Below are 13,032 nucleotides of genomic sequence, written 5' to 3'. Positions count from 1 at the left end.
CATTTCGACGAATGTAAGTGACAGTTTGGCGAGGAAACGTGAAATCCGGCCGGCGTGGTGAACAGATTCGAACGCGACGGCAAACGGCCCCGCGCGATCGCGCGGCAAGCATTCGCCGGGCGCGGTGCCGGCGTGCGTCGTCGCGGTTTGCCGGACGCCGTCGGGCGGCAGTCACGCGAAGCCCGCTGATGCGCGGGCCCCGCGTGCGCTCAAGCGTCGTCGACGTTGTCCGCGTAGTGATCGATCGCGACCTTGCACTCGTCGAACACCACCGTCAGCAACGCGATGTCGTTCGACTCGACCCACTTGCGGATCTGCAGGAATTGCCCGGTGCCGAGATCGGCGAGGCGGGCCGGATCGTCGGTCGTCACGTCGACGCTCGCGATCGCGCGGTTGCCGTGGCCGGGCAGCGGCGACAGCGTCGCCGTGATGTCGAAGCGCCGGTACGATTGTTCGATGTGCATGCGGTTCTCCCTTTACGGTTCGACGACGACACGCTCAGTCGAGCGACTGGCGAAACACCTTGCCGCCGAATCCGGTCACGACGTTGTCGACCGAGAACGGCGTGTCTTCCTTCGCTTCCAGGATGATCGCGACGCTGCCGGGCACGAGCCGCGCCGCCACCGTCTCGACGAACGTGCCGTCGAGCAGCGCGTTGCCGGCCGCTTCCGCGAGAATGCCGGCGCCCGCGCCGGCCGCCATGCCGGTGACCACGCCGAGCGGCCCGGCGAGCAGGCCGAGCAAGCCGCCCGCGATCGCGCCGATCACGCCGCCCTTGAATGGCCGCGATTCCGCGTGGAGGACCGCGAGCTTGCCGGTCGCGTCCTTCTCGACGACGACGCCGTTCTCGATGTGGAATCCCTCGTCCTTCTCCGACAGCGCCTCGAAATCGTTCGCGGCCTGGCGGGCCGTGTCGACGCTGCCGAACACGGCGACGATCAGTTGCTGGGTCATGCGATACCTCGCTCGGTTGGAGGGTCAGTGGCAGCGCCGCAACCGATGCGGCACGCCGGGGTTCGATTCAGATACCGATGGCCGCCTCGCGTGCACGCGCCGCGTCGGCATAGGCGTACGCAGCCTCTCGCTGCAACCCGGCGACGGTGGGCGCGCGGGCGAGCGCCGGATCGGCATCGCGCGTGTCGCGCGCCAGCCGGTAGGCGTCCGACGCCGCGTGCTGCAGCTCGATCGCCCGCTTCGATTCAACGGAATGTGTGCTCATCCAGCTCCCTCCTTGCAGGGACAGCGAAAATGCATGCGGCCGCCCGCGCGCTTACCTGCGCGCCTGCGCATCGTCCTCGACATCGGCGACGTCGGCCGGGAAGCGGTGCTGGCCGAAACTCAGGATCAGCACGCCGACGGCGAGCAGCACGATCCCGACCGTCGTCATCAGCATCCGCTCGGGGCTGTCGGTTGCGCCGCGCAGTATCAGGTCGCGCGCGAGCGACGTCATCGCAATGAACAGCGGAAACCGTACGGGCAAGCGGCCAAGCCGCAGGTAGCGCACGTCCATCGCGAGCACTTCCAGATACAGGAACATCAGCAGCAGGTCGGTCAGCGACACCTCGCCCGCGAGCACGACCTTCCACGCTTCCTGCGCCATCGCGAACGCGGTCGCGAGCCCGATCACGATCAGCCCGGCCAGTTCGGCCGCGTGAAGGAAATGGCCGAAGCGGCGGCGGATGCGCTCGGCGGGCGAGCAGGCAATGGAGGTCGTATTCAAGGTGACAGTCGCTGGGTTGAGGCATGAGCGGCGCCGGGCGGCGGCGGGAACGTCGCGTCGCGCGCGGCGGCATGCACGGTATCGTGCGCGTCGGGCCGATCCGGCCTGTCCGTCGCATGCGGGCCGGCCGCGCCGGTCGCCTGCTCGACCGCGGACAGCGTCCGGCGGCAGCACACGTGGAACGCGTCACCCGCGTCGGTGCAGGCGACGTCGTCGTGGTCGCGGCACAGCAGCAGGCGGCAGCCGAGATACCGTTCGAGGCCGTCGATCCGTTCGCTCACCTGCGCTTCGTCGAGTTGCAGCTCGGACGCCGCACCGGACAGGCCGCCATGCTCGACCACCGCGACATACACACGCATCGCTTCCAGCAGGTTCATGATGACGCTCCTCGTGGCGGCGCAGCGGGACCTAATCTACTGCACGCGGCACGCACGCTCAAGAGCACAGCGCCGCATGCGCCAGGAGTACAGCTGAGCGGGCGCCGGCCAAAATCCGGCCCTGTTTGACGGATTCGCATGACAGTTTGGCGATTCGTATTCCAAAGACCGGTCGAAGCTGCTAGATTGCTTGCTCGACGACGTCACGCGGGGCGGGCAGGTCGCGCGCCCCGTGCGGCCGCCACCGCTGCGGCCCGTTGCGGGATGCCCGCACAGCGTCCTTCATCCGCGTGACACAAAGAGAACAGTCGCATGACACAGTTCAACCGTTCGCCCTCGCGCGCCACGGCACTTCCGTCCCGACCTGACTGACCGGCAGCCCACGATGCAGACACCTCCCCCGCTCCCCCAAAACGTTCACAGCACGATCACGCGCAGCGCGATCTTCCTCGTGGCGACGATCAATCCCGGCGCCGATCACGCCGATACGATCCGCTCATGGTGCGGCGACATCGCCGCGCTCGTGCGCTCGGTCGGCAAGCGCGTGCCGGGCGGCAACCTCACCTGCGTGTGCGGCTTCGGCGCCGACGCGTGGGATGCGCTGTTCGGCAACCCGCGCCCCGCCGCGCTGCATCCGTTCCGCGAATTCGGCGCGGGCCAGCGCGTCGCGGTCGCGACGCCGGGCGACATCCTGCTGCACATTCGCGCGGAAGCGATGGACCTGTGCTTCGAACTCGCGACGCAGCTGCTCGGCGCGCTCGGCGATGCCGTCACGGTCGTCGACGAGGTGCACGGCTTCCGCAATTTCGACCAGCGCGCGATGATCGGCTTCGTCGACGGCACCGAGAACCCGGAAGGCCGCGCGGCGGTCGACTTCACGGTGATCGGCGACGAGGACGCGGCATTCACCGGCGGCAGCTACGTGATCGTGCAGAAGTACCTGCACGACATGGCCGGCTGGAACGCGCTCGCGGTCGAGACGCAGGAGCGCATCATCGGCCGCACCAAGCTCGCCGACATCGAGCTCGCGCCGGACGTGAAGCCGTCGTGCTCGCACAGCTCGCTGACCACGCTCGACGAGGGCGGCCAGGAGGTGAAGATCCTGCGCGACAACATGCCGTTCGGGCGCCCGGGCGCGGGCGAATTCGGCACCTACTTCATCGGCTACGCGCGTTCGCCGGCGCCGATCGAGCAGATGCTCGAGAACATGTTCGTCGGCCGCCCGCCCGGCAACTACGACCGCCTGCTCGACTACAGCCGCGCGGTCACCGGCTCGCTGTTCTTCGTGCCGTCCGCCGACCTGCTCGAAGCGCTCGCCGATCGCGCGGCGCCGGCCGCCGATGCCGCGGAGCCGGAGCCGGCATCTTCCGCGCCGCATCGCGACGGCTCGCTGAAGATCGGCTCGCTGAAAGGCGTGCCGTCGTAACGCACATCATCACCAAGGGCAGTCCGGCGCGCCAACCCCGCGCCGGGCGAGGCGAATGGTCGCGCCATGAATGCCCTCCACTCGTTGCGAAGCTTCAATAGACTGCGCCTATGATTCATCCGGGCTCGGCCCCGGCAACTGAACGCGGCCGAGCCCCGGCGTCCGGAACCCCTGCCGGATGAATGTTCGTAAGAATGCACGACACGTGATCGGCCGTCGACCGCCAAGGGTTCGGCTCGCCAGCGAGCGCGGCCCGAGCGACGCGAGCGCCGGCGCGAACCCGGGCATCGCCATCCGGTCGCGGCGTTCAGCTCAAGCGCACCGCCTCTCCCCGCACGTGAATTGCAGAACAGTTGCGCCACCGCAGTGTGTCGTTTCGATTTGTGCTGCAGCGGTGTCAATAGAGCCTGCTAATATGCATTTTCGTCCGCGATCGGCCTGCCGGGCTCAGACGCAGTCCGTCAGCCGATCGGCCCACCCTGAAGTGTTTTCGCTGACGTGAGGCAACCCAAACCCATGAACAACCTGCACCGCGAACTCGCCCCGATCTCGTCCTCCGCCTGGGAGCAAATCGAGGAGGAAGTGGCACGCACGTTCAAACGCTCGGTGGCCGGCCGCCGCGTCGTCGATGTCGACGGCCCCGAAGGCCCCGAACTGTCGGCCGTCGGCACCGGGCACCTCGTCGACGTCGCCGCCCCGCGCGAGCTGGTGAATGCGCGGCTGCGCGAAGTCCGCACGATCGTCGAGCTGACGGTGCCGTTCGATTTAAGCCGCGATGCGATCGACAGCGTCGAGCGCGGCGCGCGCGACGCCGACTGGCAACCGGCGAAGGACGCCGCGCAGCGGCTCGCGTTCGCCGAGGACGGCGCGATTTTCGACGGCTACCGGGCCGCCGGCATTCTCGGCATCCGCGAAGGCACGTCGAACCGCAAGCTCACGCTGCCGGCGGACGTCGCCGCGTATCCCGACGCGATCAGCGACGCGCTCGAAGCGCTGCGGCTTGCCGGCGTCGACGGCCCGTACTCGGTCGTGCTCGGCTCGGATGCGTACACGGCGCTCAGCGAAGCGCGCGACCAGGGCTATCCGGTCCTCGGCCATATCAAGCGGATCGTCAGCGGCGAGATCATCTGGGCGCCGGCGATCAGCGGCGGCTGCGTGCTGTCCACGCGCGGCGGCGATTACGAGCTGCATCTCGGGGAAGACGTATCGATCGGCTACACGAGCCATACCGACAAGGTCGTCCGCCTGTACCTGCGCGAAACGTTCACGTTCCTGATGCTCACGAGCGAAGCATCGGTGGCCGTGGCGCCGCAGGCCAGCACGGCGGCCTGACCGCGGTTGCCTGCGCGCGATGCCCGCCGGGTGTCGCGCGCGAGCGGCCGCACTGCCGGCCGCATGTTCGTCGCCGATCAAACCCATCTTGCATGGAGTGTGTGATGAGCGAGTCGAATGAGGCATTGCAGGCGCTGCAGACGTCGGTCGACCACCTGAAGCAGGCGGTCGACGCGAACGCGAGCAGCCAGGCCGGCGACACCGCCGTGCTGTTCACCGTCTTGTCGCTGGTCCTGGCGGAGTTGCCGCCCGACACGCGCAACCTGATCGAGGATTCGTTCTCCGTCTGGGCCAATGGCCTGCCGAATGCGGCACTGTCACAGGACGTGAAGCAGATCGCCCGGCAGCGGCTTGCGATGACCCTCCCGGACTGATCGCGGCACGCGTCGGTTGCGCCGCGTCCGGCCCGGACCGTGCAACCCGCCCTCGCCTGCGGCCGCCCCACACGCATCGTCCGCGGTGCGTGCGTGGTGGCGCTTGGCCGCTCGCGGCACGCGCCCCGTGTCGCGCCCCCTGCCGCGCTTCCGTCGCGCCTCCCCATCCGCGCTGCCTTTGATCCCCCCATCACCGGCGCCCTGCGCGCCGATGTCGCACCGCGATCCGTTCGCGCGCCGCCCGCTTCCGCTTCCTGTCATCACCCGCCGCGCACGCCGCGCACGCCCGTGGCGCCGTGCGCCCGCCCGTCTGTACTCCTTGCCACCCGTGCGCGCGCGCATGCGAGGGTGCAATTCACGGCCGGGCCGGTGCGGAACTGTGCCTTGGATAGCCTGCGCCGATTCGCTATTTTGAACGCAGTCGAAGCGATGCCGTGGGCTCCTCCCGGCACGCACGCTTGCCGCCCTGACCGCGACCGTGCACGACGCCGACGCGCGCTGCGTGACAGCACCGGTGCCGCCCGTGCGCCGCCGTGCCGCGTGTCGTGCGTTCGCGGTCGGTAGCGTCCAAGCGCCGCACCGCATCGGGACTTCACCCTTCGACCCACTTTCACCGACAGGAGCCAGACCACCATGCCCGCACTTTGCGATATCTGCCACGCGCGGCCGGCCGTCGCGCGCGCAACCGTGATGCAGGACGGCGAGCGCAAGACGATCTCGATCTGCGATTACCACTTCCGTCAGCTGATGCGGCATCAGAGCATGCTGAACCCGTTCGATTCGCTGCTCGGCGGTGGCGGCTCGTCGTCGCTGTTCGGCGGGCTCGATGACGAATCGCCGCTCGCCGCCGAGATTCCGCGCGAATCGGTCGACCCGACCGACGCGTTCAGCGAGCAGACGCTGGAGCTGCTGCAGCGCGCGGCCGAGAAGGCGCACGAGCTGCGCCGCAGCGAGCTCGATTCCGAACACCTGCTGTACGCGCTCGCGGACACCGACGTGTGCGCCGCGCTGCTGAAGGAACTGAAGCTGTCGCCGGAGGACATCAAGTCGTACATCGACGCGCATGCGCACACCGGCACGGCCGCCCCCGATGCGCCGCTCGACAAGCTGTCGATCTCGCCGCGCGTGAAGAAGGCCGTGCAGTACGCGTTCCAGGCGTCGCGCGACCTCGGCCACTCGTACATCGGCCCGGAGCACCTGCTGATCGGGCTCGCGTCGGTGCCGGACAGCGTCGCCGGCACGCTGCTGAAGAAATACGGTGTGACGCCCGAGGCGCTGCGCCAGAAAGTCGTGAAGGTGGTCGGCAAAGGCGCCGAGGACGGCCGCGTCGATGCGCCGACCGGTACGCCGAACCTCGACAAATTCGGCCGCGACCTCACCGCGATCGCGCGCCAGGGCAAGCTCGACCCGGTGCTCGGCCGCGCGCAGGAAATCGAGAGCACGATCGAGGTGCTTGCACGCCGCAAGAAGAACAACCCGGTGCTGATCGGCGAGCCGGGCGTCGGCAAGACGGCGATCGTCGAAGGGCTCGCGCAACGGATCGTCAACGGCGACGTGCCCGAGGTGCTGCGCGACAAGCGGCTCGTCGAAGTCAACATCAACTCGATGGTGGCCGGCGCGAAGTATCGCGGCGAATTCGAGGAGCGCGCGAAGCAGCTGATCGACGAAGTCACGGCGAAGCAGGACGAACTGATCCTGTTCATCGACGAGCTGCACACGATCGTCGGTGCCGGCCAGGGCGGCGGCGAAGGCGGCCTCGACATCGCGAACGTGCTGAAGCCCGCGCTCGCGCGCGGCGAGCTGAGCCTGATCGGCGCGACGACGCTCAACGAATACCAGAAGTACATCGAGAAGGATGCCGCGCTCGAACGGCGCTTCCAGCCGGTGTTCGTGCCGGAGCCGAGCGTCGAGCAGACGATCGTGATCCTGCGCGGGCTGCGCGACAGCCTCGAGGCGCACCACCAGGTCACGTTCGCCGACGACGCATTCGTCGCGGCCGCGGAATTCGCCGATCGCTACATCACGTCGCGCTTCCTGCCCGACAAGGCGATCGACCTGATCGACCAGGCCGCCGCGCGCGTGCGGATCGGCGCGACGTCGCGTCCGGTCGACATCCAGGAAGGCGAAGCGCAGATCGCGCAACTGAAGCGCGAGCAGGACTACGCCACATCGCGCAAGCGCTTCGACGAAGCGAAGCAGTTCGAGGAGCAGATCAACGCGAAGCAGAAATCCGTGGACGAGAAGATGGAGGCGTGGCAGCGCAAGACGGGCTCCGAGACGCTCGAAGTGACGGTCGAATCGGTGGCCGAGGTCGTGTCGCGCCTCACCGGCATCCCCGTGTCCGAACTCACGCAGGAAGAACGCCAGAAGCTGTTGAAGATGGAAGAGCAGCTGCGCGAGCGCGTGGTCGGCCAGAGCGATGCCGTGGTGGCCGTCAGCGATGCCGTGCGGCTGTCGCGCGCGGGGCTCGGCCAGACGCACCGGCCGATCGCGACGTTCCTGTTCCTCGGGCCGACGGGCGTCGGCAAGACCGAGCTCGCGAAGGCGCTGGCCGAGACAGTGTTCGGCGACGAACAGGCGATCATCCGCATCGACATGTCCGAGTACATGGAGCGGCACGCCGTTGCGCGGCTGATCGGCGCGCCGCCCGGCTACGTCGGCTACGACGAAGGCGGCCAGCTCACCGAGCGCGTACGGCGCCGCCCGTACAGCGTGATCCTGCTCGACGAGATCGAGAAGGCGCATCCGGACGTCTACAACGTGCTGCTGCAGGTGTTCGACGACGGCCGCCTGACCGACGGCAAGGGCCGCGTGGTCGACTTCAGCAACACGATCATCATCGCGACGAGCAACCTCGGCGCCGCGATCATCATGGACAACCTCACGCAACCGGAAGCCGCGCGCAAGACCGACAAGGCGATCCGCGAGGAGCTGATGCAGGTGCTGAAGAGCCATTTCCGCCCCGAGTTCCTGAACCGGATCGACGAGGTGATCGTCTTCCATGCGCTGTCGAAGGAGAACATCCGCGCGATCGTGCAGATCCAGCTCGACCGCGTGGTGCGCACCGCCGCCGCGCAGGACATCACGCTCGTGATGGGCGACGCGCTCGTCGAGCACCTGACCGAAGCCGGCTACCAGCCGGAGTTCGGCGCACGCGAGCTGAAGCGCCAGATCCGCCAGACCATCGAGACCCGGCTCGCGAAGGAGATCCTCGCCGACCGGCTGAAGTCGGGCGACCGGTGCGAAGTCGACTACGACAAGGCCAGCGACGAAGTGACGTTCACCAAGCTCGCGGCGCCTGAAGCGAAGGAGACCCGGGACGCGAAGAAGGACGCCGACGGCAAGGCGAAATCGAACGGCAAGGCGGCCAAGGCCAGCGACGATGCGAAGACGGGCGACACGCCCGCCGACGCACCGCCGCCCGCGCCAGCCGCGAAAGCGTCCGGCAAGAAGTCGTCCGGCGCGAAGAAGGACGCGCACTGAAAAACAGCATGCCCCGCACGCCCGGGGCACGCATGACCGGCTCCGTCCTCCGGGCGGAGCCGCCCCACGCCGCGACACGGCGCAAACCGAGCCGCCCGCACCGGGTAAGGCTGATGGAGATTCAACATGACAAATCGACGCGAAGTGCCAGGCATCAGGAAGTACGACGGGCCCGCCGGTGGTTGGGGCGCGCTTCGCGCGACAGCCGATGCGGTGCGCACGCAAATGGAAACCATCGAGGCGCCGATCGTGCTGATGCGGACCAACCAGCCCGACGGCTTCGACTGCCCCGGCTGCGCCTGGCCCGACAAGGAACACAAGTCGACGTTCCAGTTCTGCGAGAACGGCGCGAAGGCTGTCACGTGGGAAGCGACCACCAAGCGCGTGACGCCCGAGTTCTTCGCGGCGAACACCGTGTCGTCGCTGCTGCGCATGTCGGACTACGAGCTGGAGAACATGGGCCGGCTCACGCATCCGCTCGTCTACGACCGCGCGACCGACACGTTCCGCGCGATCGAATGGGACGACGCGTTCGCGCGCATCGGCGAAGTGCTGCGCGCGCTGCCGCCCGACCAGGTCGAGTTCTATACGTCGGGCCGCGCGTCGAACGAAGCCGCGTACCTGTACCAGCTGTTCGCGCGCGAGCTCGGCACCAACAACTTCCCCGACTGCTCGAACATGTGTCACGAGCCGACCAGCGTCGGCCTGCCGCAGTCGATCGGCATCGGCAAGGGCACGGTATCGCTGGAGGATTTCGACCACTGCGAGCTGATCATCTCGATCGGCCACAACCCCGGCACGAACCACCCGCGGATGATGGGCACGCTGCACGAGTGCGCGCGCCGCAACGTGCCGATCATCGTGTTCAACCCGCTGCGCGAGCGCGCGCTCGAACGCTTCGCCGATCCGCAGGACATGATCGAGATGGCGTCGTTCGGCTCGACCCGCATCGCATCGACGTACTACCAGGTCGACGCCGGCGGCGACGCGGCCGCGCTGAAGGGCATCATGAAGGCGCTGCTGCAGCTCGAAGCCGAGCGCGGCAACGTGCTCGACCGCGACTTCATCGCGCAGCACACCAACGGCTTCGACGCGTTCTCGGCCGACCTCGAGGCCACGTCGTGGGACGACATCGAGCGCGCGAGCGGGCTCAGCCAGGCGCAGCTCGAACAGGTCGCGCTCGCGTACGCGAAGTCGAACGCGACGATCGTCACGTACGGGATGGGCGTCACGCAGCACAACAAGGGCACCGCAACCGTGCGCCTGATCGCCGACCTGCTGCTGATGCGCGGCAACATCGGCAAGCCCGGCGCCGGCGTGTGCCCGCTGCGCGGCCACTCGAACGTGCAGGGCAACCGCACGGTCGGCATCACCGAGAAGCCGTCGGCCGAGTTCCTGAAGAAGATCGAGGACGTGTGCGGCTTCACGCCGCCCGCGCATCACGGGCACGACGCCGTGCAGGCGATGCAGGCGATGATCGACGGCACCGCGAAGGCGCTGCTGTGCCTCGGCGGCAACTTCGCGGTCGCACTGCCCGATCCGGAGCAGTCGTTCCCGGCGATGGCGAAGCTCGACCTGAGCGTGCATCTCGGCACCAAGCTGAACCGCTCGCACCTGCTGGTCGCGAAGGAAACCTTCGTGCTGCCGGTGCTCGGCCGCACCGAGCTCGACATGCAGGCCACCGGCCGGCAGTCGATCACCGTCGAGGATTCGATGTCGATGGTTCACGCGTCGGCCGGCAAGCTCAAGCCGGCGTCCGACCAGTTGCGCTCGGAGCCGGCGATCGTCGCGGGCATCGCGCATGCGACGCTGCCGGCCAGCAAGGTCGCGTGGCTCGACCTGATCGACGACTACGACCGCATCCGCGACCTGATCGACAAAACGGTATCCGGCTTCGAGGCGTTCAACGAGCGCATCCGCACGCCGGGCGGCTTCCGCCTGCCGCTGCCGCCCACCGAGCGCGTGTGGCCGACGCCGACCGGCAAGGCGATGTTCTCGGTCTACAAGGGCGTGAAGGAAGATGCCGACGTGCTCGGCGCCGAGCAGGTGCTGCGGCTGATCACGCTGCGCAGCCACGACCAGTACAACACGACGATCTACGGGCTCGACGACCGCTATCGCGGCGTGTTCGGCCGGCGCGACGTGCTGTTCATGAACCCTGCCGATCTCGCGAAGTACGGGCTCGAGCACGGCGACCTCGTCGACATCGAGACGGTCACCGCATCGGGTCGCGCACTGCGCCTCGAGAAGATCACCGCGATCGAGTACGACATCGCCCCGGGGTCGGTCGGCGCGTACTACCCGGAAGCGAACGTGCTCGTGCCGCTCGACTACATCGACAAGGAAAGCGGCACGCCGTCGTACAAGTCGGTGCCGGTGCGCGTCGCGCGCTCGGCGGTGGTCTGACGTACTGACGGGCCGGCTCGCGGCGCACAGGCTACCGCGAGCCGGCCCGACTTCCTCCACGGGCCACCGTGTCTGAACGGATGCGATGGCCCCCTTCCTTCCCCGTTGTTACCGCGCCGCCGTCGGCGGCATCGTCGCGCCCGTCTGCCGGCGCCGGTACGCGCTGTCGCGCGTCGCGAGCCAGTAGTACAGCGGCGACGTCAGCACCAGCCCCACGAGCCACGACAGGTCCGCGCCACCGAGATGCGCGGGAATCGGGCCCGCATACATCGGCGTGTTCATGAACGGAATCTGCACGAGAATGCCGATCGCATACGCGAGCAGCGCCTGCGGGTTGAAGCGGCCGTAGATCCCGCCATCGACCATGAAGATCGACTTGATGTCGTACTTGCCCTTGTGGATCACGTAGAAGTCGATCAGGTTGATCGCCGTCCACGGCACCAGCACGACGAGCAGCGCGAGCACGAGATCCACGAGGTTGCCGACGAAGTTCGTCGACGCGCCGATCGCCGCGTAGCAGCACGCGACGAAGATCACGACCGACACCACCGCGCGCGCCTTCGCGGTCGGAATCCACTTGTATGCGAACGTCTGCACCGACGTGATCACCGCGAGCACTGCACCGTACAGATTCAGCGCGTTGTGGCTGATCACGCTCAGCAGGAACAGCACGAGCATCAGCGGGCCGAGCGGGCCCGTGGCCTGCTTGACCGCATCCATCGCGTCCGCGCCGGCGGGCACCGCGAGCACCGCGACCGCGCCGAAGATGAACGCGAGCGTCGAGCCGATCGTGCAGCCGAGATAGGTCGCCCAGAACGTCGACGCCACGCCGACGTTTTCCGGCAGATAGCGCGAATAGTCCGACACGTACGGCGCGAACGCGATCTGCCACAACGCCGACAGCGACACCGTCGCGAGCCAGCCGGCGAAGTTGAAGCCGCCGCGCGTCAGGAAATCGTCGGTCGTCACGTGCGTGAGGATCATCCAGAAGCCGACCAGGATGCCGATGCCGAGCACCCACGTGCCGATCCGGTTCAGGATGTGGATGAACCGGTAGCCGACGATCCCGATCAGCCCCGAGCCCACCGCGCCGATCACGATGCCGACGGGCACCGGCACCGACGACGCGATGCCGTGCACCGACTTGCCGGCCAGCACGATGTTCGACGCGAAGAAGCCGACGTACATCACGGCCGCGATCACGGTCACCAGCAGCGCGCCCCACGAGCCGAACTGCGCGCGGCTCTGGATCATCTGCGGGATGCCCATCTGCGGCCCCTGCGCCGAATGCAGCGCCATCAGCACGCCGCCGACCGCCTGGCCGACGACGATCGCGACGATGCCCCACATCAGGTTCAGGTGGAAGAGCTGCACGCCGAGTGCGCCGGTCACGATCGGCAGCGGCGCGATGTTGCCGCCGAACCAGAGCGTGAACAGGTCGCGCACCTTGCCGTGGCGCTCCGCGGGCGGCACGTAGCCGATCGTGTGCTTCTCTATCATCGGGGACGCGTTGCGGTCCACGTTCGTCATGGTGATGTCTCCTGTCCTGCGCGGCGATGCGCGCTTGCCGTGTCAGCCGGCGCGCGTTGGGGGCGCGCCTGCAATCGGGTCCGGATACGCGAGCGACGACGCGCCGCGTGCACGCGCGGCGGCATCGAACGAAGCGGACGATACGCATGCGGGGGCGGATGCCATGTCCCGCCGGTGCGTGCGCGGCCGCTTCGTTTGCTTCTTGATCCAGGTTGGAGACGATGGTGCGCCACGACCCGCGCGACCGGAAAATACTAAAAATATTTCCGGGACATACGAAAAAGCTCTGCAGCGGACATTTCGGCGCCGGGGGGCTTTCAGGTAAGGTGCTACGCAAACCATGGACAGATTGCGCCCGCGGCGGCACGCCGGGGCCGTGCATCA

The 13,032-nt window shown here is 68.0% G+C and carries 11 protein-coding genes; 5 read left to right on the top strand and 6 right to left on the bottom strand.

All coding sequences use genetic code 11. The features are described 5' to 3' along the window. Positions 1 to 209 precede the first annotated feature (209 nt). The 5 genes from CFB43_RS34635 to CFB43_RS34615 all read right to left on the bottom strand — a co-directional run bounded on the left by CFB43_RS34635 (position 210) and on the right by CFB43_RS34615 (position 2,097). Positions 210 to 464: a hypothetical protein gene (locus CFB43_RS34635; RefSeq protein ID WP_089498602.1), complete on the bottom strand. Its 255-nt coding sequence runs from the start codon at positions 462 to 464 to the stop codon at positions 210 to 212. Between the two features lie 34 nt (positions 465 to 498). Then, complete coding sequence (locus tag CFB43_RS34630) at positions 499 to 954, bottom strand: DUF1269 domain-containing protein (protein ID WP_089498601.1); 456 nt, start codon at positions 952 to 954, stop codon at positions 499 to 501. A gap of 67 nt (positions 955 to 1,021) precedes the next feature. Next, positions 1,022 to 1,219 (bottom strand): hypothetical protein, encoded by a 198-nt coding sequence (locus tag CFB43_RS34625; RefSeq protein WP_089498600.1) that lies wholly within the window; start codon positions 1,217 to 1,219, stop codon positions 1,022 to 1,024. A gap of 51 nt (positions 1,220 to 1,270) precedes the next feature. Continuing rightward, positions 1,271 to 1,720: a phosphate-starvation-inducible protein PsiE gene (locus tag CFB43_RS34620; protein WP_089498599.1), complete on the bottom strand. Its 450-nt coding sequence runs from the start codon at positions 1,718 to 1,720 to the stop codon at positions 1,271 to 1,273. Further along, positions 1,717 to 2,097: a LysR family transcriptional regulator gene (locus CFB43_RS34615; protein WP_089429596.1), complete on the bottom strand. Its 381-nt coding sequence runs from the start codon at positions 2,095 to 2,097 to the stop codon at positions 1,717 to 1,719. The genes CFB43_RS34620 and CFB43_RS34615 overlap by 4 nt, the downstream gene beginning before the upstream one ends. Positions 2,098 to 2,482: 385 nt before the next feature. On the opposite strand from CFB43_RS34615, the gene CFB43_RS34610 reads away from it, so the two are divergent. The 5 genes from CFB43_RS34610 (at position 2,483) to CFB43_RS34590 (ending at position 11,118) form a co-directional block, all read left to right on the top strand. Further along, a complete protein-coding gene (locus tag CFB43_RS34610) occupies positions 2,483 to 3,523 on the top strand; it encodes a Dyp-type peroxidase (RefSeq protein WP_089498598.1) in 1,041 nt (346 codons plus the stop codon). 516 nt (positions 3,524 to 4,039) lie between these two features. After that, a complete protein-coding gene (locus CFB43_RS34605) occupies positions 4,040 to 4,855 on the top strand; it encodes a family 1 encapsulin nanocompartment shell protein (RefSeq protein WP_089498597.1) in 816 nt (271 codons plus the stop codon). Between the two features lie 104 nt (positions 4,856 to 4,959). Next, the gene (locus CFB43_RS34600; RefSeq protein WP_089498596.1) at positions 4,960 to 5,229 is read left to right on the top strand and encodes a hypothetical protein; all 270 of its coding nucleotides are present in this window, start codon (positions 4,960 to 4,962) and stop codon (positions 5,227 to 5,229) included. Between the two features lie 633 nt (positions 5,230 to 5,862). Next, the gene (locus tag CFB43_RS34595) at positions 5,863 to 8,712 is read left to right on the top strand and encodes an ATP-dependent Clp protease ATP-binding subunit (protein ID WP_089498595.1); all 2,850 of its coding nucleotides are present in this window, start codon (positions 5,863 to 5,865) and stop codon (positions 8,710 to 8,712) included. Between the two features lie 126 nt (positions 8,713 to 8,838). After that, positions 8,839 to 11,118, top strand: coding sequence for an FdhF/YdeP family oxidoreductase (locus CFB43_RS34590; protein ID WP_089460105.1), 2,280 nt, complete (start codon positions 8,839 to 8,841; stop codon positions 11,116 to 11,118). Between the two features lie 108 nt (positions 11,119 to 11,226). On the opposite strand, the gene CFB43_RS34585 is transcribed toward CFB43_RS34590, so the two are convergent. After that, positions 11,227 to 12,648 carry a purine-cytosine permease family protein gene (locus CFB43_RS34585; RefSeq protein ID WP_089429590.1) on the bottom strand — a complete coding sequence of 474 codons (1,422 nt, stop codon included), beginning with the start codon at positions 12,646 to 12,648 and terminating at the stop codon, positions 11,227 to 11,229. Between the last annotated feature and the right edge of the window lie 384 nt (positions 12,649 to 13,032).

Source organism: Burkholderia sp. AU15512 (assembly GCF_002223325.1).
In the GTDB taxonomy this organism is placed as follows: domain Bacteria; phylum Pseudomonadota; class Gammaproteobacteria; order Burkholderiales; family Burkholderiaceae; genus Burkholderia.
Note: the sequence above shows the minus strand (reverse complement) of the source record. Positions and strands in the feature narration are given on the sequence as shown.

What these genes read in the sequence shown, in the direction of transcription:
- CFB43_RS34635 (WP_089498602.1), bottom strand. Translation starts at nt 464, where the DNA reads ATGCACATCGAACAATCGTACCGGCGCTTCGACATCACGGCGACGCTG.
- CFB43_RS34630 (WP_089498601.1), bottom strand. Translation starts at nt 954, where the DNA reads ATGACCCAGCAACTGATCGTCGCCGTGTTCGGCAGCGTCGACACGGCC.
- CFB43_RS34625 (WP_089498600.1), bottom strand. Translation starts at nt 1,219, where the DNA reads ATGAGCACACATTCCGTTGAATCGAAGCGGGCGATCGAGCTGCAGCAC.
- CFB43_RS34615 (WP_089429596.1), bottom strand. Translation starts at nt 2,097, where the DNA reads ATGAACCTGCTGGAAGCGATGCGTGTGTATGTCGCGGTGGTCGAGCAT.
- CFB43_RS34610 (WP_089498598.1), top strand. Translation starts at nt 2,483, where the DNA reads ATGCAGACACCTCCCCCGCTCCCCCAAAACGTTCACAGCACGATCACG.
- CFB43_RS34605 (WP_089498597.1), top strand. Translation starts at nt 4,040, where the DNA reads ATGAACAACCTGCACCGCGAACTCGCCCCGATCTCGTCCTCCGCCTGG.
- CFB43_RS34600 (WP_089498596.1), top strand. Translation starts at nt 4,960, where the DNA reads ATGAGCGAGTCGAATGAGGCATTGCAGGCGCTGCAGACGTCGGTCGAC.
- CFB43_RS34595 (WP_089498595.1), top strand. Translation starts at nt 5,863, where the DNA reads ATGCCCGCACTTTGCGATATCTGCCACGCGCGGCCGGCCGTCGCGCGC.
- CFB43_RS34590 (WP_089460105.1), top strand. Translation starts at nt 8,839, where the DNA reads ATGACAAATCGACGCGAAGTGCCAGGCATCAGGAAGTACGACGGGCCC.
- CFB43_RS34585 (WP_089429590.1), bottom strand. Translation starts at nt 12,648, where the DNA reads ATGACGAACGTGGACCGCAACGCGTCCCCGATGATAGAGAAGCACACG.